The organism is Mesorhizobium sp. M0001 (assembly GCF_040324255.1).
Classification (GTDB): Bacteria; Pseudomonadota; Alphaproteobacteria; order Rhizobiales; family Rhizobiaceae; genus Mesorhizobium.
Map to the genome: position 1 here is coordinate 341,326 of NZ_JAMYVS010000002.1, position 24,352 is coordinate 365,677.

Consider the following 24,352-nt stretch of genomic DNA (forward strand, 5'->3'; position numbering starts at 1 on the left):
ATTCACGCGACGCGCTTCAAGTCTTTGTTTTGTGCATGTCGTCTTCTCAAAACCGGGGCCATTTTCGAGCGACATGAATTCAGGCGGCCACCTGGCCCTCGACGGCATGGACCAGCGCGTCGGGATCGAGCGGCTTGGTGACAAAGCCGCTGGCGCCATGGGCGAGCACGGTGTGGCGGGTCTTTTCCTGGCTGTCGGCCGAAAGCACCATGATCGGAACCGGCGGCACAGCCATTTCCTCCTCGTGGCGGCGGATGGCGGCGATCGCGTCCAGCCCGTCCATGACCGGCATGTGCAGATCCATCAGCACCACATCGAAGCGGTTTTTCAGCCCGGCTTCGGTCACCGCCTCGACCGCGGCCTTGCCATTGCCGACCACTTTCACGCGATGTCCCGCCTTCAAAAGCGTGGCGCGGGCAAGCATGGCGTTGATGTCGTTGTCTTCGGCGATCAGCACCGACAAGCCTTGCCGGCGCCCGCCATGGACACGAAGGGCGGACACGCCGCTCTTTTCCGGCTTGGGCTGGGGCAAGGCAGGGGCGTGATTGGTCAACAGCACGCGCAGCAGCGTTTCGCCGCGCACCGGCCTTGCCAGGAAGGTGGCGTAGCCGCTGGCGCGGAATTCGCCAAGCATGCCGCGGTCGGTCGGCGCGATCAGCGTGATCGCCTCGCAATCGGCAAAGCCACTCTGGCGCAGGCGCTTGAGCAGTCTGCCGTCGCCGTCCTCCAGGGCCGCGTCGATCAACAGCACATCGCAATGTTCGGCGAAGGGCGTCGCCTGGGAAGCGGTTGCGGCGACGTCGACGGCGCCGCCATGGGCGCGGATGGTGCGGGCGATGGCGTCCGCCTCGACGGCGTTCTTCGACACGATCACGGCGCGCCGGCCGGCCAGGATGTTCTGCCGGTTCTGCGGTGCTTCGGTTGCTCCTGCGGCCGGGATCTCGAAGACGAATTCCGATCCCTCGCCAAGCCGGCTCGACACCGAAATGGCACCGCCCATGGCGGCGACCAGGCGCCTCGATATGGCCAGACCGAGGCCGGCGCCCCCATGGGTGCGGGTCGAGGTGCCGTCGGACTGTTCGAACTCCTCGAAGATGCGCTCCATATCCTCTTCGCGCAGGCCAGGGCCGGTGTCGGCGACGGTGAAGCAGATGCGGTCGCTGGTCTCGGTGCGGGCCCGTGCAACCGAAACCAGCACGCCGCCGGTGTCGGTGAACTTGATCGCATTGCCGATCAGGTTGAGCAGCACCTGCCTGACTCTTCCCGGATCGGCCATGATCATCTGTGGCACGTCGGGCTCGACATGACAGCCGAGGCCGATGTTCTTGGCGAAGGCTTTCGCCGCCATCAGTTCGATGATGTTGTCGGCGATTTCGCGCAGCGATGTCGGCTGCGGCTCCGGGTCGAAACGGCCGGCCTCTATCTTGGAATAGTCGAGCAAATCCTCGATGAGCGCCAAAAGCGCGCTGGCCGAGGTCGAGACGGCGCCGACATAGGTGCGCTGCTCGGGCGACAGATTGGTGTCGGCCAGTAGCTTGGCCATGCCCATGATGCCGTTCATCGGCGTGCGGATCTCATGGCTGACGGTGGCGAGGAAGCGCGACTTGGCCTGGCTGGCATATTCGGCGCGCTCGCGCGCGGTGATCAGCGAGGATTCGGCGCGTTTGCGCGCGGTGATGTCGCGGGCAATCGCCCGGTGCGAGACGGCGCCGCTATCCTTGTCGCGTACCGACAGTTCGATCCACGAGAACCAGCGCGGACCGTTCGGCGTGCGGATGGAGACGTCGGTGGAACTCAGGCATTCGTGATCCGAAAAGGCGGCGTCGGGAACGATACCGACATCGATGCCGAGGTCGGCCAGAGTCCTGCCGGCAAGGTCGCGTTGGTCGGTTCCGACGAGGCTGGCGAAAACCTTGTTGGCGTAGACGATGTGGCCGTCGCGGTCGCGGTGGACGACGAGATCGCCGAGCGCATCGATCAGCCCGCGAAAACGCTCCTCGCTCTCCTGCATCTCCCACATGCGGTCGGCCAGCGTCTCGATTTCGGCGCGGCTACGGGCCGCGGTTTCGTCGAGCAAGGCCGCCGCGCGGCGGACGGTGCGCCGGCTGCGCAGGTGCATGGCGACGCCGGCAAGGCCTGTTGCCAGCAGGCCGAGGGTGATGAAGATCGGCGCACCGGTGAGGTGGGAGAGGCCCGCCAGCACGACACTGGCGACCACCGTCAGGAACGGCAGGCCCTCGGACGTGGCGCGCGGCAAATCCGGCGCCAGCGGCGGCGGCGCAACACGCTGCCGCTTCGCCGTCGCCGGACTCGGCCCGTCGACGCTTTCGGCACGGCTCTTCTCTTTCCTGGCGGACTCCGCGATCATGCGGAACTCCTTGCCAGATAGAGATTATGGAAAAGCGCGGCGGATCGTTCGAATTTTAGCGGTCATGCATTTTTGGCGGTTTTCCGCATCGCCTGATCTTTTCCGAAACCTGATTCCCTTCGGGATCATGCTTCGGGAGCCTCACATATCGACAACCACGCGGCCCCTGATCTTGCCCTCGACGATGTCATGGGCGGCGGTGATGATGCCGTCGAAGCCGATGGTCGTCGAGAGGCCGGCGAGCTTCTTGAGATCAAGATCGCTGCCGATGCGGCGCCAGGCTTCCAGCCGCACAGCCTTTGGCGCCATCACTGAATCGATGCCGAGCAGCGAGACGCCGCGCAGGATGAACGGGGCGACGCTCGACGGCAGATCCATGCCACCCGCCAGGCCGCAGGCGGCGACCGCGCCGCCATAGGCAGTCATCGACAGCACATTGGCCAGCGTGTGGCTGCCGACGGCATCGATGCCGCCGGCCCAGCGCTCCTTGGCCAGCGGCTTGGCCGGCTGGGAGAGTTCCTCACGCGAAATCACTTCGGCGGCACCGAGGTCGATCAGATAGGGGCTCTCGGCGTTGCGGCCGGTCGAGGCGATGACGTGATAGCCAAGGCTGGACAGGATCGAGACCGCGACCGACCCAACGCCGCCGGCCGCACCCGTCACCACCACCGGGCCGCGATCCGGCAGGATGCCGTGCCGCTCCAGCGCCATGACGCTGAGCATGGCCGTATAGCCGGCGGTGCCGACCGCCATCGCATCGTGCGCGCTGATGCCGTCGGGCAACGGCACCAGCCAGTCGCCGTTGACGCGCGCGCGCCCGGCATAGGCGCCGAAATGCGTCTCGCCGACGCCCCAGCCATTGAGGATGACCTTGTCGCCCTTGCGCCAGTCGGCATGCGATGAGGAGAGGACGGTTCCGGCGAAATCGATGCCCGGCACCAGCGGCCAGCGGCGGATCACTGGCGCTTTCCCAGTGATGGCCAGCCCGTCCTTGTAGTTGACCGTCGTCGCCTCGACGGCGACAGTGACGTCGCCTTCCATCAGATCGGCTTCGCCGAAATCGACGACCTCCACCGACTGTTTCTTTTCGGCGTCGCGCGAAACGAGGATGGCTTTGAAGGTTTCAGGCATCTCTTCTCCTCGGCTTCGCAAAGGCTGGCGGTCGGCATTGGCTGGCTCTGGCCGAACTGTGCGGCGACCGTCCGGCGAGGTCAATTGGTCAAAAGAGTCGGGCCGTCAGGCTTCTGGGCCTTGCGGCTTGGCCTCGCGCCGCCAGCCGATGAACTCGTCGAAGACGACCAGCGCCGCGCCGACCGAAATGAAGGCATCGGCAAGGTTGAAGACGGCGAAGGACCATACCGGCGTGTGGAACAATATATAGTCGATGACGTGGCCGTAGACGGCGCGGTCGATCAGATTGCCGATCGCGCCGCCGATGATCAGGGCAAAGCCGATGCGGGCCAGCACATGGCCGGAGGGCGTGCGCGTCGCCAGATAAAGCACGAAGGCAACGACCACGACCGCGATGACGACCAGGCCGGTGTCGCCGAAGGACGAGAACATCGAGAAGGCGATGCCGGTATTGTAGGTGCGAAACAGCGCCAGGAATGGCACCAGGTCGAGCTTTTCCTGGAAGACGAGGCCGGTCTCGATCAGATGCTTTATCCACTGGTCTAGCGCGATTGCCACCACCACCAGCAGCGCATAGGGAGACCATGATTTCACGATGTGGCGTCCTCGGGGGCAAGTTTCAGCGCGCCGCGCCGGATCTCGAACAGCATGATTCCGGTGGCGACCGCCAAATTGAGTGAATCGGCGCGGCCGGCCTGCGGAATCCGCAGCAGCCGGTCGCAGCTTTCCGCCAGATTGTCGGGCAGGCCCTGCTGCTCATTGCCCATCATCAAGAGCACCGGTCCTCGGGAGAAATCGACCGAGCGGTAGTCGACCGCACCCTTCAGATGGGTGCCGACCACCAGGCCCGAGAAGCTGTTTCGCCAAGCCAGAAATGCTTCCGGCGTCGCCTTGGTCACCGGCACGGCGAAGATCGAGCCCATGGTGGCGCGCACGGTCTCGACAGAAAAAGGATCGGTAGTCTCGCCGACCAGGATGACGCCCTTGGCGCCCACGGCATCGACGGTGCGGATGACGGTGCCGAGATTGCCGGGATCGCGCACCCGGTCGAGCGCCATCCAGACGTCGCCGTCGTGAGCGCGGATGTCTCTTAGCGGCAGCAGTTTTTGCCGGAAGACGCCGACCACCATTTGCGGATTGTCGCGGCGGGTGATGGCGCCCAGCACTTTTTCGGACACTTCGAGCACGGTGCCGCCGGCGGCAACCGTGCGCGCAGCCACCTTTTCGACCGCCGCATTGCCGCGTCCGGCCTTGGCGAAAACCAGCGTCCTGATCGACCAGCCGAGGTCGAGGGCGTCGATGACCAGCTTCAGCCCTTCGGCCATGAAGGCGTTCTGCTGGTCGCGGAATTTCTTCTGGGCGAGCGCCTTGATGTCCTTGATCAGCGGATTGGCAAGGCTGGTGACTTCCTTGACCTGCCCGGGCGCACCTGCGTGCCGCTCATTCATTCGGGACTCCCGGGCCTTCAGGTCTCCCGGGCATTCAGGCCACCCAGCGCGAAAACAGCGATGTCGACAGCGCCCGGCCGGCGGATTGCTCGCGGATGATCAGTTCGCCTGATTCAACGGTGCCGCCCATGCCGGCAAAAGTGTCGCGCATCAAGGCATGGATGGCGAAGAAGGAGGCGCGGATGGAATAGGCGGTCAGCACCACGGCGAGCGGTTTCGGCGTCAGAATCGCGCGGCAAAGATCGGTCAGGCCGGGCAGGTCCTCGAACAACTGCCAGACCTCGCCCTTGGGGCCGCGGCCATAGGCGGGCGGGTCGAACAGGATGATGTCGTAGCGGCTGCCGCGGCGCTCTTCGCGCTCGGCGAATTTCACTGCATCGTCGACGATCCAGCGGATCGGCTTGCTGCCGAGACCGGCCATTTCCTGGTTTTCGCGCGCCCAGCCGACCGCCTTCTTGGAGGCATCGACATGGGTGACCTCGGCACCGGCGCGGGCCGCAACCAGTGAGGCGAGACCGGTATAGCCGAACAGGTTCAGCACCTTGACCGGGCGTTTCGCCGCCGCGATCAGGCTGGCCATATGGTCCCAGTGCGAAGCCTGCTCGGGGAAGACGCCGACATGGCGAAACGAGGTGAAGCGGCCGAGATAGTCGATGCCGTCATGCTTCATCGGCCAGGTCTCGCCCAGCGATACCTTCGGGAACCGCCAGCGGCCGATGCCTTCCTCGTCGGTGTCGCCGGTGAAGATGGCGTCGGCGCGGTCCCAGTCCCTGGCGGGCAAGGCCTTTTGCCAGATCGCCTGTCCCTCGGGCCGCACGATGCGGTAGGGGCCGTATTGTTCGAGCTTCTCGCCGGCGCCGCTGTCGAGCAGTGCATAATCCTGATTGGGCGCCACTTCGAGGATCACCGGCAGGCGCTCAGTGGGCAGGATGCCTTCGCGACGCGCCAGGATACGGGGGGCGGGCTTCGGATCAGACCGGTCGTCCGGTTTTGTTTCGTGGCGTGGCTGTCTGGCTTCGGGTCGGACTGGTACGGTCTCCGGCTGCGGCCGCGCCTGTTCGGTCCTGCCCTTTGCGGGCGGACGGTTGTCGCGGCGTTTGTCGCGAAAGGACTTCAAGCAGGAGCGTCTCCGGAGGCGGCAGGCCGCTTTTGACATAGGGTCACCGGCTGCGCAAACAAAATGGTCCAGCGTGCGAATGTCTGAGGTGGTGGACCTCGCTGAGGAAACAGGCAAATCTGGAATCATGTCCCGTTCCGAACGCCTGCTCGACTTGATCCAGATCCTGCGCCGGCATCGCCGGCCGGTGAGCGGTCGCACGCTTGCCGGCGAGATGGACGTTTCGATCCGAACGCTCTACCGCGACATTGCCACGCTGCAGGGGCAAGGCGCGCCGATCGAGGGCGAGGCTGGGCTGGGGTATGTGCTGAAACCCGGCTTCATGCTGCCGCCGCTGATGTTCACCGACGAGGAGATCGAGGCCATCGTTCTGGGATCGCGTTGGGTTGCCAGACAACCGGACAAGCGGCTGTCGGCCGCCGCCACCGACGCGCTGGCCAAGATCGCCGCTGTGCTGCCGGATGATCTGCGCGAGGACCTCGATGCGACCGCGCTTTTGGTCGGGCCGCACGGCGATGCTGTCGAAAGCATCGACCTTGGCCTGGTGCGCCAGGCGATCCGCAACGAGAGAAAACTCGGCTTTCTTTACCGCGACGCCGGCGGCGCCGCCTCCGAGCGCTTGATCTGGCCATTCGCGCTCGGCTTTTTCGACAAGGTGCGGGTGGTGGTGGCCTGGTGCGAGACGCGGCAGGATTTCAGACATTTTCGCTCCGACCGGATGTCGGGGCTCAACACCACGGATATCCGCTATCCGCGTCGTCGGCAGGCGCTGCTGAAGGAATGGCGCGCGACGCTGGACGCACCGAAGCGCCAGCCTGGCGCTTAATGCTCCTTTCCACGCGCCCACAAGACGCTGCTGCCAGAATCTGACAGTGGGGTCACCTATGCTCCTCCAATCGAAACCCTGGAGAGCAGACATGAACACCCCCAATTTCGTCATCCTTTAAGTCGACAGCCCGGAGCGGAGCGGCGCCTTCTACGGTGCGCTGCTGGGACGCCAGCCGGTGGAGACGTCGCCGACCTTCGTGCTGTTCGTGCTCGACAATGGCTTCAAGCTCGGCCTGTGGTCGCGCCACACGGTGGAGCCGTCGGCCGCGGCCGCGGGCGGCGGTGCGGAGCTCGTCTTCGCGTTGGACCGGCCTGATGCGGTGGACGCCGCCTACACGGACTGGGCAGGACGCGGCTTGACCGTTCTGCAGACGCCGACCGACATGGACTTCGGCCGCACCTTCGTTGCGCTCGATCCCGACAAGCACCGGCTGCGCGTCTACTGGCTGAACGACGGAGAACAGGCCAATGGGGAACAGGCCAATGGAGAACAGAAATGAGTGCGCACTGGATCGCGGTCGCTTCCGCCGAACATGTCCGGCGCGGCCGCGAGGCCGGCTTCATGCAGGTCAACCACGGCAAGGCGGCACCTTTGCGCCGCATCAAGCCCGGCGACGGCATCATCTACTACTCGCCGACCACAATTCTGCGCGAGAAGGACGGCCTGCAGGCCTTCACGGCAATCGGCACCGTGCGAGAAGGCGAGCCCTATCAGGGCCACATGGGCGGTGGCTTCACGCCGTTCCGCAGGGATGTCGAATGGGCCAAGGCCGAGGAAGCGCCGATCAAGCCGCTGCTCGAGCAGCTCGACTTCACCGCGGGCAAATCGAACTGGGGTTACCAGCTGCGCTTTGGCCTGTTCGAAATTACCGCGCATGATTTCGCGCTGATCGCCGAGGCGATGGCGCGGCCATGAAGGCAGGCTGAAGCATCCAGCCGCCGGATGGGCAAGGCACACCGTGACAAGGCTGCTGACACCAAGTTGTCAGCAGCCTTGTGCGACAAGCGATTGTCTTCAGATAGCGTCGCGCTTGCCCCAGGAGAATAAGATGGACTTCGTCTCGATCCGCATCATTACCGACCAGATCAAGCCCTTGGTGGCATTCTACGAGACGATCACCGGGCTTACCGCAACCTGGTTCACAGACGATTTCGCCGAACTGGCAACGCCGTCCTGCACACTGGCGATCGGCAGCACCCGCACGCTGGCCCTGTTCGGAACTGATGTGGCGCAGCCGGCCGCCAATCGCTCAGCGATCATCGAGTTTCGCGTCGCCGATGTTGATGCTGAGCACAGCAGGCTGGCGAAAATCATCGGCGATTTCGTACAGACGCCGACGACGATGCCATGGGGTAACCGGTCGCTGCTGCTGCGCGATCCCGATGGCAATCTGGTGAACTTCTTCACCCCGGTCAGCGCGGAAGCGATCAGGAAGTTCGATCGCAGAACCGGCGCAGACGCTACTGCTTGAGCGCGTTGTAGACGGCAATGCCGGCGGCAAGGTCCTCAAGCGCGGCGCCGACCGACTTGAACAGCGTGACCTCAGTGGGGCTCTGCCGGCCCTGTTTTTCCCCGCGCGCCAGCTCATGCAGATCGGCGACGATCGCTTCCGGCTTCAGCACGCCGGAGGCGAGCGGCTGGACGATGTCGCCGGCTTCCTTGGTGGCGCCGGCGCGGGTGTCGACATAGACGCGGGCGCGCGCGATCGCGTCGTCGTCGCTCTCGCGCATGGTCGGCGTGAAGCCGCCGACCAGATCGACATGCGCGCCCGGCTTGAGCAGCGCACCCTTGACCAGCGGCGTCGTCGTGATCGTCGCCGATGAGACGATGTCGGCCTCGGCGAGTTCGGCGTCGAGATCGCTTGCGGCCTCGGCGTTGAAACCGTCCGCGCGCAAATCAGCCGCGACCTTTTCGGCATTGGCGGGCGTGCGGTTCCAGATGCGGATGGTCTTGATCGGCCGCACCGCGGAGTGCGCCTTGGCGAGGAACGGCGACAGCGCGCCGGCGCCGACCACCAGAAGCCGCGATGCGTCCTCGCGGGCGAGATAGGAGGCCGCCACCGCCGAGGCGCAAGCGGTGCGCCACTGTGTCAGCCGTTGGCCGTCGATCAGCGCTTCGGGCTCGCCGGTGGCGCCGTTGAGCAGGAGGTAGAGCCCCATTACCGCCGGTTTGCCGATGGCGTTGTTGTCGGGCGATACGGTGACGATCTTGACGCCGATATGACCCCCGACCGACGTGCCGGCCGCATGGAAGTCGGTCCACGCCGGCATCAAAAGCAGCGTGGATGTGGCACCGTCGGGCCGCTCGACCCCGTGATGATGGCGGACGGGTTGCACAGCACCCTCGCGGAAGGCCGCGCGCAATGTCTCGACCAGCCCGGGAAAGGTCAGCGCCTGGTCGACAGCGTCGGCCGAAATGGTCAGCATGCAAAACTCCGCGAAGATAAAAGCGCCGGCTTCAGGCCGTTGGCTTCGGCAGCGCCGGCCCCTGGCCCGAGCCTTGCGGTGCGGCGGGTACCCGGCTGACCGCCTGGCGCAAATTCTCGGCCTCGACGCCGCGCTGGCGCGCCAGCTTGCGGTAGCGGCCCTGCTTGACCCAGGTCGCCAGGCTGCCGACGACCATGCCGATGGCGAGCGCCACGAACAGGAAGATGAACAGCGGCAAGGTCAGCGTCAGTTTCGGATTGCCGGGGTTGAACGGGTCGAGCGTGAAGGCGACCAGCTCGCGGTTGGCGACGGCCAGCGCAATCAGGATGACGGCGAGCGGCACGAAGACCACGATAAGTATGAAGCGGTTCAACATAGAGATTCCCTGGAGAAGGCAGGCCTTGATAACGCCGGCGCGTTGGTCCGCGCCTACTTGCCGCCATTCAGCCTTTCACGCAATTCCTTGCCGGTCTTGAAGAACGGCACCCACTTCTCCTCGACGTCGACGGATTCGCCGGTGCGCGGGTTGCGGCCGGTGCGGGCAGGGCGATTTTTCACCGAAAAAGCGCCGAAGCCACGCAACTCGACCCGATTGCCTTCCGCCAGGGCATCGGTGATCTCGTCGAAGATCGCTCCCACGATGTTTTCGACGTCGCGCAGGAAAAGATGCGGGTTGCGCGTGGCAATGATCTGCACAAGCTCGGATTTGATCATCAGAAAGGTCCCCGTGAAAGCGCTGCGGTCAAATTATCAGGATGATTTTATTTGCTTTTTTACTCGCCCCAACCGGCAGATCAAGGGTGCCAGACGGAAACGAGACCGTCAAGAAACAAGCGATCCGCGCCAATTTCGTGAAGCACGTCGCTGCCGGCCTCCGACAGGCCGAGCGCGCTGCCGACGCTGCGCGCTATTGCTTTCGAGAACAGGAAGCCACCACGCCGCTCGGTGTCCTTCCATTCCACCACCTTGAGCTTGGCGTCGACACCCTTGGTCGCCAGCCAGTCGATCGCCACGCTCTCGCCGCCGACAGCGTCGATCAGCCCGTTGGCAAGGCCCTGGCGGCCGGTGAAGATCGAGCCGTCGGCAAGGGCCAGTGCCTGATCGCGGGTCATTTTGCGGCGCTCGGCGACGATGCCGACGAACCAGTCATAGCTGTCGAGGATGAGCTTGCGGACCATGGCTCGCTCGTCTTCATTGGTCGGTTTGAAGGGCGAGGGCGATGCCTTCAGCGGCGAGGATTTCACTTCCTCGAGCTTGATGCCGACCTTGTCCATCAGACCGCTGACATCGGGATACTGGATGAGCACACCGATCGAGCCGACGATCGACGTCTTGCGGGCAACGATATGGTCGCTGGCGCTGGCGATCATGTAGCCGGCCGATGCGGCCAGCGTGCCGACCTCGGCCACCACCGGCTTGTCGGCGGCAAGCTTGCGCACCTCCTCGTAGATCGATTCGCCGCCGACCGTGGTGCCGCCGGGCGAATCGATCGCCAGGATGACGCCCTTGACCTGCGGGGATGTGCGGATGGTTTCCAGCCGCTTGATCAGTTCCTCGTCCTCGGCGATGGTGCCTTCGATCCTGACCTTGGCGATGTGGTCGACGGAAGAACCGCCGAGGTCGCCCCCATAGAACCAGCTTGCAAGCGCAATCACCCCAAGGGCCACGATGGCAATGGCGGCGCCGCGCCAGAAGGTCAGCTTGCGCCGCAAGCGGCGGCGGTCGATCAGGTCGTCGGCTCTCAGTGCCATGGTCTGCCTCACAGTCGGTGGGAAGCGATGCTTTTAAAGCAAGCGTCCGCGCCCGGCTACCTCTTCCTCAAGAGCCTGCGACGAAGCGACCTTCGCGACGGAGGCATTTCACGAAAAAATGACGCGGCGCGTTCGTTTCTGCTATGAAGTGACGAAATTGTGTCGCCTGAGTTCCGTCTGTAAAACAGCGGCCGTCACATTTTTGCGGTTTTCCTCCGCTTGTGCTTGCTTGCGGGGGCCGGCAACCCACCTATAGCAGGTGTTTTGGCGGACAAGGGTTTATTAGAAGTCAGTCATGCTTGCGCGATCGAACGAACCGACCAACGCCGATGCGGCCTTGGCGCCCACGGCGCCAGCGGGCACGCGCGGCGACGCCTTCGACCGCGCCCAGCGCCACTCGCGCCGCGTGCGCGTGCTTAAGTTTGCCGTGCCGGTGCTTGCCGCCGGGATCGCGGTTGCGTTTCCGGTCTATTCCTATCTGGCGGCGCCGATCAACATTTCGATACAGGCAGACGGCACCGCTTTCGCGGATGGCAAGCTGGTGATGGCCAATCCGAAGCTCAACGGCTTCACCAAGGACAAGCTGCCCTATTCGCTGACGGCCTTGCGCGCCATCCAGGATGTCGGCAAGCAGGACATCATCGAACTCGAAGGCATCCATGCCAAATTGCCGCTGACGGCCGACAATGTGGCGACCGTCGACGCCAAGCGCGGGATCTACAACAGAAACGCCAACACGATGGACATGACCAGCGACGTTACCGTCACCACCACCGACGGCGTCGCTGCCATCTTCAAATCGGTCTTCCTCGATATGGGCAAAGGCTCTATGAAGACAGGTGATGCGGTCGATGTCAGCCGTAACGGCTCGCGGATCACCGCGGGTTCAATGTCGGTCGAAGACAATGGCAAGGTCATCGTTTTCGAGAACAAGGTAAGCGTTCACATCGATCCGGCCACTATGAAGGCGGCAGAGGCAAAGAGCGGAGAAACGAATGCGTCCCAGTAATTCGGCACGGCTTGTCGCCGCAGCTTCGGCCTTGCTGTTGCTGGGTATGGCGCCGTCCTGGGCTCAGTCCAGCGCCAGCAGCCAATCCGGGCTCAAACTGTCGGGCGACCAGCCGATCCAGATCGAGAGCGACAAACTTGAGGTCCGCCAGGCCGACAGCATGGCGCTGTTCAGCGGCAACGTCACCGTCACGCAAGGGCCGACGCTGCTCAAGGCCGGCAGCATGGAGGTCTACTACGTCAAGGACCCCAACGCCGCCAAAGGTGCTGCCGCCGGCGCTTCGGCGATGACCGGTTCGGCCAATATCGACCATCTGGTGGTCAAGAACAAAGTCTACATCAAGTCGAATGACCAGATCGCCACCGGCGACAACGCCACGTTCGACATGAAGACGCAGGTGCTTGTTCTGTCGGGCAAGGAGGTCGTCTTGTCCCAAGGACCCAACGTCCTCAAGGGCTGCAAGCTCACCGTGCAGATGAAAAGCGGCCTTGCTCAGGTCGATGGCTGCGGCGGGCGCGTCATCATGTCGATGACGCCGCCACCGAAATCCGAGGCCCCGAAGCCCGAATGACTGGCGTGTCTTCGCTGCTGACCCGCCTTCCGGGACGGGCGGCCAGTAAACTTGCAGCACCGGCCACAGTCACCGTTGATTCCTCGAAGTTCAAGGGCACCCTGATCGCCAAGGGTCTGACCAAGAGCTACAAGGGCCGCAAGGTGGTCAGCGGTGTCACCATCGGCGTGCGCGCCGGCGAGGCTGTCGGGCTGCTCGGGCCGAACGGCGCCGGCAAGACCACCTGTTTCTACATGGTCACCGGCTTGGTGCCGGTCGATGAGGGCACGATCGAGATCGACGGTTTCGACGTCACCTCGATGCCGATGTACCGCCGCGCCCGCCTCGGCATCGGCTATTTGCCGCAGGAAGCCTCGATCTTCCGCGGCCTGAATGTCGAGCAGAACATCCGCGCCGTGCTCGAAGTGGTTGAGAAGGACCGCAAGGTGCGCGAGCGCAATCTCGACGAACTGCTCGAGGAATTTCACATCAGCCATCTGCGGAAGTCGCCGTCCATGTCGCTGTCGGGTGGCGAGCGGCGGCGTCTTGAGATCGCCCGAGCTTTGGCGACGCGCCCGGCCTACATGCTGCTCGACGAGCCGTTCGCCGGCATCGACCCGATTGCCGTCGCCGACATCCAGCAGCTGGTTCGTCATCTAACGGCGCGCGGCATCGGCGTGCTGATTACCGACCACAATGTGCGCGAAACGCTCGGCCTCATCGACCGCGCCTACATCATCCATGCCGGCCAGGTGCTGACTCATGGCCGTGCCGACGAGGTGGTGGCGAACCCCGATGTGCGCCGGCTCTACCTCGGCGAAGGTTTCACGCTCTGAGCGTGAAATTTGTTTCCTGACGTGATTTTTGCCGCCCCGCCGGGCTTTTTCTCCGATTTTGCGTGAGATAATGCTTCGGTAGGGGCCTTTTGCCATCGTTCGCCTTGACAAGCAAAAGCCGGGCCAGTTTCTATGGAAGGTCGGAAAAATTCATTTTCCGGCAGCTTCTGATGTGTAGGCTTCCGGGTGCAGAAGGGCGTTTGAAACCGAACCATGGCGTTGGCGGCGAAACTACAGCTACGACAATCCCAGTCGCTGGTGATGACGCCGCAGCTGATGCAGTCGATCAGGCTGTTGCAGCTCACCCATGTCGAGCTCGACCACTTCATCGACGACGAGATCGAGCGCAATCCGCTGCTGGAGCGCGCCGAGCCCCAGGATGACGCCGCAAGCGACCAGGTGCAGAAGGGCGATGCCGCTCCTGAGCCTGCCGCCGATGGCGACTGGTTCGAAAACGAGACGGCGTGGAGCGCCGAAGCGATCTCCGACAAGCTCGACAGCTCGCTGGAAAATCTGTTCCCCGACGATCCCGGCACCAGCGAGCGGCTCGGTCCGGACCTGACGGCGCAGTGGAAGTCGGCCACCGGCAATAGTTCGTCCGGTTCTTCCGAAGGCTTCGACGTCGGCGACATGGCCGCCGCGGCGATCACGCTGCGCCAGCATGTCGGCGAGCAGATCGCGCTTGCCTTTGCCGATCCGGCCGCAAGGCTGATCGCAGCCGAACTGGCCGACGGCCTGGACGAGGCCGGCTATCTGCGCGCCGATCCCGCCGAGATCGCCAAACGGCTCGGCGCCGATCAGGCGGTGGTGGCCAAGGTGCTGGCAGCCTGCCACACATTCGAGCCGGTCGGCCTGTTTGCGCGCGACCTTGCCGAATGCCTGTCGCTGCAACTTGCCATGCGCGATCGTCTCGATCCGGCGATGAAAACGCTGATCGGCAACCTCGAACTCCTGGCGCGGCGCGATTTCCAGACGCTGAAGCGGCTTTGCGGGGTTGACGAGGAGGATCTTCTCGACATGCTGGCCGAAATCCGCGCGCTCGATCCGCGTCCGGGCACGGCATTTTCAGGCGGCGCCAGCGATGCCATCGTCGCCGATGTCGAAGTCCGTGCCGCCAATGACGGTAGCTGGACGGTCGAGCTCAATGCCGAGACGCTGCCGCGCGTGCTGGTCGATCACATCTATTTCGCCCAGGTCTCGCCGCATGCGAAGAATCAGGCGGAGAAGGATTTCCTGGCCGAATGCCTGCAGAATGCCAACTGGCTGACGCGGAGCCTCGACCAGCGGGCAAAGACGATCCTGAAAGTGGCGTCGGAAATCGTGCGCCAGCAGGACGCTTTTCTCGTCCATGGCGTGCGCCAGCTCAGGCCGCTCAACCTGCGCACGGTGGCCGATGCCATCGGCATGCATGAATCGACCGTCAGCCGGGTGACGGCCAACAAATACATGCTGACGCCGCGTGGCGTGTTTGAGCTGCGTTATTTCTTCACGGCTTCGATCGCGGCGTCGGGCGGCGGTGATGCGCATTCCTCGGAAGCGGTGCGCGACCGCATCAAGCAGCTGATCGACGAGGAAAAGCCCGCCGATGTGCTGTCCGATGACGCAATCGTCGATATGTTGAAGGAAAGCGGCGTCGATATTGCCCGGCGCACGGTGGCCAAGTACCGGGAGGGTATGAATATTCCCTCGTCGGTGCAGCGGCGGCGTGAAAAGCGCGCTCTGGCGAGCGCGGGGCGCTAGGTCTGCTTGCCCGGCAAGGCTTTTGCTATGGCTGGATTCCACAACTTTCCGACCTTAAAGCGCATCGCGCTGAAACGGATTCATACGACGCGCTTTAAGTCTTTGTTTTGATGCATGTCGTTGTCCCAGAACCGCAGCGCACTTCTGGGCGACATGCATTAATTGACAAGCTGCAATGAAGTGTCTAGAAGCCCGCCCGCATGAGACGGGCTCGCGGCCCGCATGCGGATGGTCCGTCACGATGAAGGCCACGGGACGGCCAAGAAGGCGGATTGTGATCAACCGGAAAGTTCGGATCTAAAATCGGCGCGAGTTGACGCCGCAAAGCTTGTGCGCACGGATCACGAGTATAAACTCTGGCCAGTTTGAAGCCTGAGCAAGGAAGGTCAGTTTTCAGATGAAATTGCGCATATCGGGTAAACACATGGATATCGGCGATGCGTTGCGTACGCGCATTACCGATCGTGTCGGCGAGGCGATTGGAAAATATTTCGATCGCGGTTTTTCAGGGCACGTCACGGTCATCAAATCGGGGTCGCGTTACTCGGCCGATTGCATGATCAGGCTGGATTCCGGCGCTTCGCTGCAGGCAACCGGCGATTCCCAGGATCCGACACTTGCCTTCGAGGCGGCCGCGGACCGCCTCGAAACCAGGCTGCGGCGCTACAAACGCCGTCTGAAATCGCACAATTCAGGCACTGGAAATGGTGAAATCACCGACATCGCCTATACGGTGATGGCGCCGCTGACCGATGACGATGAGGACATTCCGGAGGACTACGCCCCGGCCATCGTCGCCGAATCAACCATGACGCTGCAGACCATGTCGGTGGCGTCGGCGGTTATCGAACTCGACACCAAGGACAGCCCGGTTTTCGTCTTCCGCAACGCCGGAAACGACCACCTCAACATCGTCTATCGGCGGCCGGACGGAAATATCGGCTGGATCGACCCGTCGACGACCAAAGTCGCACAGGCGTGACGACAACGACAATGGTCGCACAGGTGACGACAATGGTCGCACAGGGATAATAGCCAGCCGCGCGAGGGGCGAGGACTGGCGACGGCAGGCGAATAAGGGATTTCAAATATGGATCTGAGCGATCTTCTCAACGTTCCGGCGATCTTGCCGGCGTTGAAGGCGAACTCCAAAAAGCAGCTTCTGCAGTTGCTGTCCGAGAGAGCGGCGGCGATTTCCGGCATTCCGGAGCGCGAAGTGTTCGACACCATCCTGCAGCGCGAACGGCTGGGCTCCACCGGCGTCGGCAACGGCATCGCCATTCCGCACGGCAAGCTCGCCGGGGTGAAGCGCATCGCCGGCGTCTTTGCCCGTCTGGAGACGCCGGTCGATTTCGAGGCCTTGGATGACCAGCCGGTCGATCTGGTGTTTTTGCTGCTGGCCCCGGAAGGCGCCGGCGCCGATCACCTCAAGGCACTGTCGCGCATCGCCAGGGTTTTGCGCGACGCCGACACGGTGGCCAAGATCAGAGGCACGCGCGACGCGGTCGCCATCCACGCACTGCTTTCGGACACGCAGGCCTCGCACGCCGCCTGAAGTTCTTCGGATTTAAGTCTTCCAGGGGCCGCCGAAGGCGGCCCTCTCCATTTCAACCGCCAGCAGTCGCCTTAGTGAATGGCGACAGTGGTCAGGTCGTTTTCCATGGCGCCGGCCAAAGCCCGGTCTTTCGCATCCGAAAGCAGGATCGGCTGGCCGTTGGCGGCAAACAGGGCCCACAGGACCATACCAGGCGCTATTTCGCCGAGGTTGGGGAAGCGCCCGAGCAGCTCGTCGCTCGAGACCTTGCGGAGATAAGCGACCGAGCCTTCGCCGAGATGGGCGAATTCGCCGCTGGTCATGGTGATGGTTTCGTCAGTTCTGGTCATTTCAAGCCTCCTTGGCGCGAGGACGCCGCTCAAGGCCATCCCGCATGAGAGCCATCGGTAAAGATCAGTCTTTCACCGATATATTTATTTTCCGTACCAGCCGTTCGGTATCCGGCCGATCGAGATCGATCGACAAAAGGCCGTTCTTCAGTTCCGCTGCGATCACCCGCATGCCGTCTGCCAGCACGAAACAGCGCTGGAACTGGCGCGCGGCGATGCCGCGGTGGAGGAATTCGCGCTCAGTGTCGTCGGTTTGACGGCCGCGCACGACCAACTGGTTTTCCTCCGTGGTGACATCGAGATCGCTTTCGGCGAAACCCGCGACAGCCAGCGTAATGCGCAGCCTTTCGGCCTTGCCGTCAGCACCGCTGAGGCGCTCGATGTTGTAGGGAGGATAACTGTCACCGGATTTCGCCAGTCGTTCCAGGGTCTTTTCCATGGCATCGAAACCAAGGAGAAGCGGGCTGGAGAAGGGCGTCATTCGGCTCATGTTACACTGTCCTCTTTGGAGCGACATAAACTGGAAAAACCCGGATGGCATTTTTCCCGATGGTCTTGATATGGTCCGCGCCGCGGCCAAGTTCAAGCCGCCGAACACCCCCGCCAAAAAGACTCCCCCGCATAAGGAAATGAAATGCCCCAGACCCGCAAGATCATCATCGACACGGATCCCGGCCAGGACGATGCCGTCGCCATATTGCTGGCGCTCGGCAGCGCCGAGCTGGAGATCGTCGGCATCTCTGCTGTTGCCGGCAACGTGCCGCTGAAATTGACCGAAAAGAACGCCAGGAAAATCTGCGAACTGGCCGGCCGGCCCGACATCAAGGTCTATGCAGGCGCCATCCGCCCGTTGGCGCGCGAGCTGGTCACCGCCGAGGAAGTGCATGGCAAGACCGGCCTCAACGGCCCGCAACTGCCCGATCCGAAGATGAAGCTGCAGGGCCAGTATGCGGTCGACTTCATCGTCGAGACGCTGATGAAGGAAGAGGCCGGCACGATCACGCTGTGCGCGCTCGGCCCGCTCACCAATGTCGCGCTGGCGCTGATCCGTGAGCCGAAGATCGCGCCGCGCATCAAGGAAATCGTACTGATGGGCGGCGGTTTCTTCGAAGGCGGCAATGTCACGCCGACCGCAGAATTCAACATCTATGTCGATCCGCAAGCCGCCGACCTGGTGTTCAAATCCGGCATTCCGATCGTCATGATGCCGCTCGACGTCACCCACAAGGCGCTGACCACGGCCAAGCGCACGCAGGCCATCCGCCAGCTCGGCACCCGGGTCGGCACCGCGACGGCCGAGATGCTGGAGTTCTTCGAGCGCTTCGACGAGGAGAAATACGGCACCGATGGCGGCCCGCTGCACGACCCCTGCGTCATCGCCTATCTGTTGAAGCCGGAGCTGTTCAAGGGCCGCAACTGCAACGTCACCGTCGAAACGACCTCCGAACTCACCATGGGCATGACCGTGATCGACTGGTGGGGCGTGACCAAGCGGCCGAAGAACGCCATGGTGATGCGCGACATCGACCATGACGCGTTTTTCGCGCTGCTGGTTGAGAGGTTGGCGCGGCTTTAGCTCTGTCTTTCCTTTCTCCCATTGTGGGTTCCGAAGGGACGGGGCGAGACAAGTGGCTCGCCCCCGGGCGGCGTCGCCGAAGGCGACGGATGTGGGGTGTTCCAGGGAACGCCCACGTCTCACTCCGCTGGAACACCCCTCATCCGTCTCGGCGCTATCGCGCCGATCCACCTTCTCCCACAGGGGGAGAAGGAAGGCGCCGCCGCCGTTCACTTTGCAAATCGATAGAAGACCATTCCATTCTCGCGCGTGACGCGCTCCATGTTTGCCGTCGCGCCGATCAGATGCGGCCGGTCGTCATCGACAAGAATGGACGAACCGCTTTCGAGCGAAACCAGATAAAGGGTGTGGTCGTGGTCCGATTGGGCGCTTTTGACCGTTGCGTGGATTGGCTCGACTGACCGGATAGGGCTCGCGTCATTCGTCCATTTGTAGAGCGCCGAAGGAACCATCATCGCGAACATGGCGACGATCAGGACCACGCCGGGCGCGTTCCTTTTCAAATCCCTATAAGTCCATGACATTTGAAAGAATCCCCAGCACAAAGTCATGTGGTGGCGTGGAGACTGACTTTCAATCAGCCTTCACGTACGGGCTCATTCTGCCGTTGGAAACGACCGTCCACGGTTGTTACTTCGCCTTCGAAAAAGCTAGCCACAGGCCGCCGCCGACCAGAAAGCTGCCGCTGATCCTGGACATCAGCTTAATGCGGCTTGCCGAGAGCAGGCGGCCGGCGCGGCTGGCGGCGAGAGCATAGGTGGAATCCGAGACGGCGGCGAAGATCATGGCGGTGAGGCCCATGACGACGATCTGCAGGGTGTAATTGCCCTGCGGGGCGATGAATTGCGGGAAGAAGGCGCCGAAGAACACCAGGGTCTTGGGGTTGCTCAGCGCCACCAGCAGGCCCTGCAGGAAGAAGCCGCCGCGCGGCTTTCTCGCGGTGCCGTCGGCATTCAGCGCGCCCTTGGAACGGAACATCTGCACCCCCATCCAGATCAGATAGGCGGCGCCGATCAGGCGTACCCATTCGAACCAGTGGCCCATGCCCGATATCAGCGTGTTGAGGCCGATGCCGACAATGGCGATCATCACGGCGAGCCCAGCCTGCGTGCCGGCGACATTGGCAAGGCCGGCGCGGTAGCCATGGCGGATGCTGTTGGCGATGATCAGCGTGACAGTCGGACCGGGCACCAGGATGATGACGATGCAGGCAAGGACATAGGCGGCGTAGAGTTCCAGCGACATGGGGGATTTCCTCGAGGATGCGCTTAGGCGGCTGGCTGCAATCAATGCATGGCGGCGGGGCTGGTGCAAGCCGGTCGCAGACCGTGCCGCCCCTCGCGTCAGGACGCCCCCACCTGCCAAGGCAAGGTCGCCTCATAGGCCGCTCCGGCCCTGAGCACGGCGAGGTCGCCGCGCGGCCGGCCGATCAGCTGCATGCCCAAGGGGCGGCCTTTGTCGTCGAAGCCGACGGGCACGTTGAGCGCCGGACAGCCGCCGAGCGTGGCGAAGGCCGAAACCTGCATCCAGCGATGGTAGCTGTCCATCGTCCGTCCGGCGACCTCACTTGGCCAATGCGTGCCGACTTCGAAAGGAAAGACCTGCGCCGTCGGCAGCGCGATGAGATCGAAGTGCTCGAACAGCGACAGCAGCGTCCGGTGCCAGGAGGTGCGGATGACCGAGGCCGCGCGGATCTGCGGCGCCGTCAGCCGCATGGCGTTCTCCACCTCCCAGACGGCTTCCGGCTTCAGCAGGGCGCGCTTGTGCGGGTCGTCATAATGGACTTTCAGCGCCGAGCCGCTGCTCGCCTGCCGCAGCGTCACGAAGGCTTGCCACAGTGCCTCGAAATCGAAATCCGGCAGCAAGGGCTCGGTCAGGAAGGATGCCTCCGCGAAGCGGCCGAGTGCGGCCTCGCACAGATCGAGGATGCCAGGCTCCACCGGCAGGTGACCGCCGAGATCACCGAGCCAGCCGACGCGGCCGCCGCTTGCCGGCGTTGCCAGCCCTTCGAGGAATGAACCAGGCTTTTCCCAGGACAAGGGCGCATGCGGATGGTAGCCCGCCTGCACGTCGAGCAGCAGCGCCATGTCGCTGATGCTGCGGCCCATCGGCCCGTCTATGCCCATCTGAGCATGAAAGACTTCCAGGTCCGGCCCTCCGGGGACAAGGCCCTGCGACGGGCGGAAGCCATAGACATTGTTCCACGCCGCCGGATTGCGCAGCGAGCCGCCGAAATCGCTGCCGTCGGCGACCGGGACCATGTCGAGCGCAAGGGCGACCGCTGCGCCGCCGCTCGAGCCGCCGGCGGTCAGCGCCGGATCGAACGCGTTCAGCGTCGGTCCGAAAACATTATTGTAGGTGTTGGATCCCAGCCCGAATTCGGGAACGTTGGTCTTGCCGATGATGATGGCGCCGGCCTTGCGGATGCGCTCGACGAAGAAATCATCCTCCTGCGGCACGAAATCGGCGAAGATCGGCGAGCCGAAACTGGTCCTCAAGCCGCGCGTCATGGCGAGGTCTTTTATCGCCATCGGCAGGCCGAACAGCGAGCCGGCCGGCCCGCCTTGCGCTAGATGCGCGTCCGCCGCGTCGGCCTCGCGCAGGATGTCGGAGCGCTCGCGCAACGAGACGATGGCGTTGACCAGCGGGTTTACCGCGTCGATGCGGTCGAGGAATGCGGCGACCAACTCGCGCACGGACAGGCGGCGCAGCCGGATCGCCTCGGCCAGGTCGACAGCGGACATCCGGCAGATGTCGCCGGCGGGGGGCACGGCGTGCTTCGTTGCGGGGCGCAGGGCTGTCATCCGGCGTTGTTGCGCAGGGCGGTGTCCACATCCGCGGCCAGCGGGATGGCCGGCTGGGCGCCGGGCTTCAGGCAGGCGAGCGAGCCGGCGGCTGCGGCGCGGGTGAGAGCCTGCTCCAGCGGCAGGTTGGACGCCAGCCCGGCGGCGAGATAACCGCAAAAAGTATCGCCGGCCCCGACGGTGTCGACCGGCGTGATCTTCAGCGCCGGCACGGTCAGGAAATCCTCCGGGGTCGCCGCCAGCACGCCGTCGCCGCCGAGCGTGACGACGATGGTGCGGCCGGTCTTGCGGGCGAAGTCGCGCATGCGCGCCGGGCGGTCGCGGCCTTTCAGCGACAGCGCCTCGCCGTAAAGGTCGAATTCGGTTTCGTTGGCGACGGCGTAGTCGGCCTTGCCGAGCAACGCTGCCGCCTCGCTACGGAACGGCGCGGTGTTGAGCACGGTGACCGCGGCGGCGGCGCGTGCGGCGTCGAGCGCTGCATCGACAGTCTGCAACGGGATCTCGTGCTGCAGCAGGACGACGTCGCCCTTCGCAAGGAAAGCCTTGGCGAGATCGCCGGGCAGCACCGAATCATTGGCGCCCGGCACCACGGCAATGACATTCTCGCCATCGGCGCCGACGAGGATCAGCGCCGTGCCGGTGGAGGCGAAGCTCTGGCCGACGCCGGAGAGATCGACCTTGCCGGCCACGAGCAAAGCCAGGGCTTCGGTTGCGAAATTGTCCTTGCCGACGGCGCCGACCATGCGCACCTTGGCGCCGGCGCGCGCCGCAGCCAACGCCTGGTTGGCGCCCTTGCCGCCGGGCGCCGTGGCGAAGCCGGAGCCGCGGACCGTCTCGCCCGGCGAAGGCAGGCGGTCGACATTGGCGATAAGGTCGAGGTTGATCGAGCCGACAACGATGATCAAGAAAGCCTCCTGCGGAATGCGCGGGAAGCTAACCTGTAAGCCGGCGGCTTGCCAGAGCGTGCGGATGTTTTGCGCCGGGAGCTCGCAAAAAGAACAACACCGGCGAAGGGATTTCGCCGGTGTTGTTTGATGCGGGCAGCTTCAGGACGCGGTCTGGCCCGCTTCCCAACCGAGGATGGCGCGTTTGCGGGTCAGGCCCCAGTGGTAGCCGGTGAGTGCGCCGGACTTGCCCAGCGCCCGATGGCAAGGGACGACGAATGACAATGGGTTGGCGCCGACCGCCGCCCCCACCGCCCGGCTGGCGTTTGGCGCGCCGATCCTGGAGGCGATCGAGGAATAAGTGCAGGCCTTGCCCATCGGGATCCTGAGCAGCGCGTCCCAGACGCGCAGCTGGAAGTCGGAGCCGATCATCACCACGCGCAGCGGCTGGTCGGCGCGCCACAATGTCGGATCGAAGATGCGCGCCGCATAGGGCTGGGTGGCGCTCATGTCCTCGACATAGGTGGCGTTCGGCCAGCGGCCCGACATGTCGGCGAACGCCGCCCGCTCGCCGCCCGGATCGTTGAAGGCGAGCCCCGCAAGGCCACGGTCGGTGACCATGATCAGGGCGATGCCGAAGGGCGAGATGTGGTAGCCGTAGCGGATGGTCAGGCCAGCGCCGCGCGTCTTGTAGTCGCCCGGCGACATCGCCTCGTGGGTGACGAACAAATCGTGCAGCCGGCCGGGGCCGGACATGCCGAGTTCGAACGATGTTTCGAGGAGCGGCATGCCGGAATCGAGCAGTTTGCGGGCATGGTCGAGGGTGACCGCCTGCAGGAAGGCTTTTGGCGACAGGCCGGCCCAGCGGGTGAACAGCTTTTGCAGGCCCGTGGGTGTCTCGCCGACATCGGCTGCCAGGGCTTCCAGCGAGGGCTGGTCGCGATAGTCGAGGCTGATCTTCTCGATGGCGCGGCGCACGACCTCGTAGTCGCTGCCCTCGGGGGTGATGTCGTGCTGCAGGATCGCTGTCGGTTTCATCTGCGAATTCATGGTCATCTGGGCGTTCATGGCAATATCTCCTTGACCGCGAATATCGGTCTTTCCGCCCCTTGCAACCACCCGAAACTTGCCTTGTTGCCGCCTGTTACCAGATAAATACTGGATTGCGCCCCGGGAGATGCCAATGGCCGGCGAAAGGGTGAATCTGAGCGGAGCAAGGGAGACCTTGCTGATGACGCTTTATGGCAAGGCACTGGAAAGCCGGCTGCCGCATTCGCTGCTCGGGGATCGCTTCGCCGACGAGGCCGTGCGCAAGATCGACTATGATTTCTCGCGCCTCAAGGTCGACACCAATCTCGGCATCGGCCTGGCGATCCGGGCCAAGACGTATGATGTCCGCGTTCAGGACTTCATCGCCAGAAATCCCGGCGCCATCGTGCTGCATCTCGGCTGCGGGCTCGATACGCGCATTTTCCGTGTCGATCCACCCGAAGGCGTGGAGTGGTTCGATGTCGATTTTCCGGATGTCATCGCGCTCCGGCGCAAGCTTTACCCGTCCCGGGACCACTACCACCTCGTCGGCTCTTCGGTAACCGACCCAGACTGGCTGGCAGAAGTGCCGCGCAATCGTCCGGCCGTCGTGGTGATGGAGGGGTTGACGCCTTATCTCCCGGTAGAGGAGGGGCCACGGCTGCTGTCACGCCTTGTCGCGCATCTTGCCGGCGGCGAGCTGATGTTCGACGCCTACAGCCACTTCGGCCTGAAGATGCTGCGCCTCAATCCGACCATCAGGGCGACGGGCGCCGAGGTTCACTGGGCGATCGACGACCCGCAGGTACTGGAGCGTGCCGTTCCGAAGCTGCGCTTTGTCGATGACATCTCGGCCTACAGCGCCGAACGCACCGCGCACATGGGCTGGTCCGCGAAACTGTTCATCGGACTGTGGAGACACATTCCCGCATTGCGCAAGGTCGGCAGGATTTTACGCTACCGGTTCTAA

Annotated in this window: 27 protein-coding genes and 1 pseudogene; 12 read left to right on the forward strand and 16 right to left on the reverse strand. The window is 63.9% G+C overall.

The genetic code is table 11. The features are described 5' to 3' along the window. Window positions 1–79: 79 nt before the first annotated feature. The 5 genes from NKK50_RS06605 to NKK50_RS06625 form a co-directional block, all read right to left on the reverse strand. A complete protein-coding gene (locus NKK50_RS06605) occupies window positions 80–2,368 on the reverse strand; it encodes a response regulator (protein ID WP_352543203.1) in 2,289 nt (762 codons plus the stop codon). Between the two features lie 141 nt (window positions 2,369–2,509). Continuing rightward, window positions 2,510–3,499 (reverse strand): acrylyl-CoA reductase (NADPH), encoded by a 990-nt coding sequence (acuI, locus tag NKK50_RS06610; protein ID WP_352543204.1) that lies wholly within the window; start codon window positions 3,497–3,499, stop codon window positions 2,510–2,512. Window positions 3,500–3,604: 105 nt separating this feature from the next. Beyond that, on the reverse strand, window positions 3,605–4,093 hold the full coding sequence (gene lspA, locus NKK50_RS06615; RefSeq protein ID WP_023669760.1) for a signal peptidase II: 489 nt from the start codon (window positions 4,091–4,093) through the stop codon (window positions 3,605–3,607). Beyond that, window positions 4,090–4,947, reverse strand: coding sequence for a TrmH family RNA methyltransferase (locus tag NKK50_RS06620; protein ID WP_352543205.1), 858 nt, complete (start codon window positions 4,945–4,947; stop codon window positions 4,090–4,092). The genes lspA and NKK50_RS06620 overlap by 4 nt, the downstream gene beginning before the upstream one ends. A gap of 34 nt (window positions 4,948–4,981) precedes the next feature. Next, the gene (locus NKK50_RS06625; RefSeq protein ID WP_023817165.1) at window positions 4,982–6,064 is read right to left on the reverse strand and encodes an RsmD family RNA methyltransferase; all 1,083 of its coding nucleotides are present in this window, start codon (window positions 6,062–6,064) and stop codon (window positions 4,982–4,984) included. A gap of 127 nt (window positions 6,065–6,191) precedes the next feature. Between NKK50_RS06625 and NKK50_RS06630 the strand changes: the two genes are divergently transcribed. The 4 genes and pseudogenes from NKK50_RS06630 (at window position 6,192) to NKK50_RS06645 (ending at window position 8,364) form a co-directional block, all read left to right on the forward strand. Next, a complete protein-coding gene (locus tag NKK50_RS06630; protein WP_023698199.1) occupies window positions 6,192–6,890 on the forward strand; it encodes a helix-turn-helix transcriptional regulator in 699 nt (232 codons plus the stop codon). A 91-nt stretch (window positions 6,891–6,981) separates the two neighbouring features. After that, window positions 6,982–7,392, forward strand: a pseudogene (locus tag NKK50_RS06635) (VOC family protein). After that, window positions 7,389–7,808: an EVE domain-containing protein gene (locus tag NKK50_RS06640; RefSeq protein ID WP_023683065.1), complete on the forward strand. Its 420-nt coding sequence runs from the start codon at window positions 7,389–7,391 to the stop codon at window positions 7,806–7,808. Before NKK50_RS06635 ends, NKK50_RS06640 begins: the two are co-directional and overlap by 4 nt. Before the next feature lie 133 nt (window positions 7,809–7,941). After that, window positions 7,942–8,364, forward strand: coding sequence for a VOC family protein (locus NKK50_RS06645; RefSeq protein ID WP_023683066.1), 423 nt, complete (start codon window positions 7,942–7,944; stop codon window positions 8,362–8,364). Here NKK50_RS06645 and lhpI read toward each other — a convergent pair. The 4 genes from lhpI to sppA form a co-directional block, all read right to left on the reverse strand. Beyond that, window positions 8,354–9,319, reverse strand: coding sequence for a bifunctional Delta(1)-pyrroline-2-carboxylate/Delta(1)-piperideine-2-carboxylate reductase (lhpI, locus tag NKK50_RS06650; protein ID WP_023683067.1), 966 nt, complete (start codon window positions 9,317–9,319; stop codon window positions 8,354–8,356). The two genes, NKK50_RS06645 and lhpI, sit on opposite strands and share 11 nt — an antisense overlap. A 31-nt stretch (window positions 9,320–9,350) precedes the next feature. Beyond that, window positions 9,351–9,695 carry a lipopolysaccharide assembly protein LapA domain-containing protein gene (locus NKK50_RS06655; RefSeq protein WP_023698203.1) on the reverse strand — a complete coding sequence of 115 codons (345 nt, stop codon included), beginning with the start codon at window positions 9,693–9,695 and terminating at the stop codon, window positions 9,351–9,353. A gap of 53 nt (window positions 9,696–9,748) precedes the next feature. Then, window positions 9,749–10,033: an integration host factor subunit beta gene (locus tag NKK50_RS06660; RefSeq protein WP_023700102.1), complete on the reverse strand. Its 285-nt coding sequence runs from the start codon at window positions 10,031–10,033 to the stop codon at window positions 9,749–9,751. Window positions 10,034–10,113: 80 nt separating this feature from the next. After that, on the reverse strand, window positions 10,114–11,070 hold the full coding sequence (gene sppA, locus NKK50_RS06665) for a signal peptide peptidase SppA (RefSeq protein WP_023700101.1): 957 nt from the start codon (window positions 11,068–11,070) through the stop codon (window positions 10,114–10,116). Between the two features lie 295 nt (window positions 11,071–11,365). On the opposite strand from sppA, the gene lptC reads away from it, so the two are divergent. The 6 genes from lptC to ptsN all read left to right on the forward strand — a co-directional run bounded on the left by lptC (window position 11,366) and on the right by ptsN (window position 16,760). Beyond that, entirely contained in the window at window positions 11,366–12,079 is a 714-nt protein-coding gene (gene lptC, locus NKK50_RS06670) for an LPS export ABC transporter periplasmic protein LptC (protein ID WP_023669748.1), read from the forward strand. Further along, complete coding sequence (locus NKK50_RS06675; RefSeq protein WP_023683069.1) at window positions 12,066–12,650, forward strand: LptA/OstA family protein; 585 nt, start codon at window positions 12,066–12,068, stop codon at window positions 12,648–12,650. Before lptC ends, NKK50_RS06675 begins: the two co-directional genes overlap by 14 nt. Then, a complete protein-coding gene (gene lptB / locus NKK50_RS06680) occupies window positions 12,647–13,465 on the forward strand; it encodes an LPS export ABC transporter ATP-binding protein (RefSeq protein WP_023669746.1) in 819 nt (272 codons plus the stop codon). Before NKK50_RS06675 ends, lptB begins: the two co-directional genes overlap by 4 nt. A gap of 213 nt (window positions 13,466–13,678) precedes the next feature. Next, complete coding sequence (gene rpoN, locus NKK50_RS06685; RefSeq protein ID WP_023735117.1) at window positions 13,679–15,205, forward strand: RNA polymerase factor sigma-54; 1,527 nt, start codon at window positions 13,679–13,681, stop codon at window positions 15,203–15,205. Window positions 15,206–15,602: 397 nt separating this feature from the next. After that, on the forward strand, window positions 15,603–16,187 hold the full coding sequence (gene hpf / locus NKK50_RS06690) for a ribosome hibernation-promoting factor, HPF/YfiA family (RefSeq protein ID WP_023683071.1): 585 nt from the start codon (window positions 15,603–15,605) through the stop codon (window positions 16,185–16,187). 108 nt (window positions 16,188–16,295) lie between these two features. Next, on the forward strand, window positions 16,296–16,760 hold the full coding sequence (gene ptsN / locus NKK50_RS06695) for a PTS IIA-like nitrogen regulatory protein PtsN (RefSeq protein WP_023669743.1): 465 nt from the start codon (window positions 16,296–16,298) through the stop codon (window positions 16,758–16,760). A 71-nt stretch (window positions 16,761–16,831) separates the two neighbouring features. On the opposite strand, the gene NKK50_RS06700 is transcribed toward ptsN, so the two are convergent. Together NKK50_RS06700 and NKK50_RS06705 are read right to left on the reverse strand one after the other, a co-directional pair. After that, the gene (locus NKK50_RS06700; protein ID WP_023683072.1) at window positions 16,832–17,089 is read right to left on the reverse strand and encodes a BQ00720 family protein; all 258 of its coding nucleotides are present in this window, start codon (window positions 17,087–17,089) and stop codon (window positions 16,832–16,834) included. Window positions 17,090–17,153: 64 nt separating this feature from the next. Further along, the gene (locus NKK50_RS06705; RefSeq protein ID WP_023669741.1) at window positions 17,154–17,579 is read right to left on the reverse strand and encodes an Hsp20 family protein; all 426 of its coding nucleotides are present in this window, start codon (window positions 17,577–17,579) and stop codon (window positions 17,154–17,156) included. Between the two features lie 144 nt (window positions 17,580–17,723). Here NKK50_RS06705 and NKK50_RS06710 point away from each other — a divergent pair, with 144 nt between their 5' ends. Beyond that, the gene (locus NKK50_RS06710) at window positions 17,724–18,665 is read left to right on the forward strand and encodes a nucleoside hydrolase (RefSeq protein WP_023698210.1); all 942 of its coding nucleotides are present in this window, start codon (window positions 17,724–17,726) and stop codon (window positions 18,663–18,665) included. Window positions 18,666–18,874: 209 nt separating this feature from the next. Here NKK50_RS06710 and NKK50_RS06715 read toward each other — a convergent pair whose 3' ends face one another. The 5 genes from NKK50_RS06715 to NKK50_RS06735 form a co-directional block, all read right to left on the reverse strand. Continuing rightward, window positions 18,875–19,189 (reverse strand): hypothetical protein, encoded by a 315-nt coding sequence (locus tag NKK50_RS06715; RefSeq protein ID WP_023728527.1) that lies wholly within the window; start codon window positions 19,187–19,189, stop codon window positions 18,875–18,877. A 106-nt stretch (window positions 19,190–19,295) separates the two neighbouring features. After that, a complete protein-coding gene (locus tag NKK50_RS06720) occupies window positions 19,296–19,910 on the reverse strand; it encodes a LysE family translocator (protein ID WP_023669737.1) in 615 nt (204 codons plus the stop codon). A gap of 98 nt (window positions 19,911–20,008) precedes the next feature. Next, window positions 20,009–21,469, reverse strand: coding sequence for an amidase (locus NKK50_RS06725; RefSeq protein WP_352543206.1), 1,461 nt, complete (start codon window positions 21,467–21,469; stop codon window positions 20,009–20,011). Beyond that, the gene (locus NKK50_RS06730) at window positions 21,466–22,374 is read right to left on the reverse strand and encodes a ribokinase (protein WP_023740841.1); all 909 of its coding nucleotides are present in this window, start codon (window positions 22,372–22,374) and stop codon (window positions 21,466–21,468) included. The genes NKK50_RS06725 and NKK50_RS06730 overlap by 4 nt, the downstream gene beginning before the upstream one ends. Before the next feature lie 141 nt (window positions 22,375–22,515). Further along, on the reverse strand, window positions 22,516–23,403 hold the full coding sequence (locus NKK50_RS06735) for a methylated-DNA--[protein]-cysteine S-methyltransferase (RefSeq protein WP_502896566.1): 888 nt from the start codon (window positions 23,401–23,403) through the stop codon (window positions 22,516–22,518). A 133-nt stretch (window positions 23,404–23,536) separates the two neighbouring features. Between NKK50_RS06735 and NKK50_RS06740 the strand changes: the two genes are divergently transcribed. Beyond that, the gene (locus tag NKK50_RS06740) at window positions 23,537–24,352 is read left to right on the forward strand and encodes a class I SAM-dependent methyltransferase (protein WP_023683077.1); all 816 of its coding nucleotides are present in this window, start codon (window positions 23,537–23,539) and stop codon (window positions 24,350–24,352) included.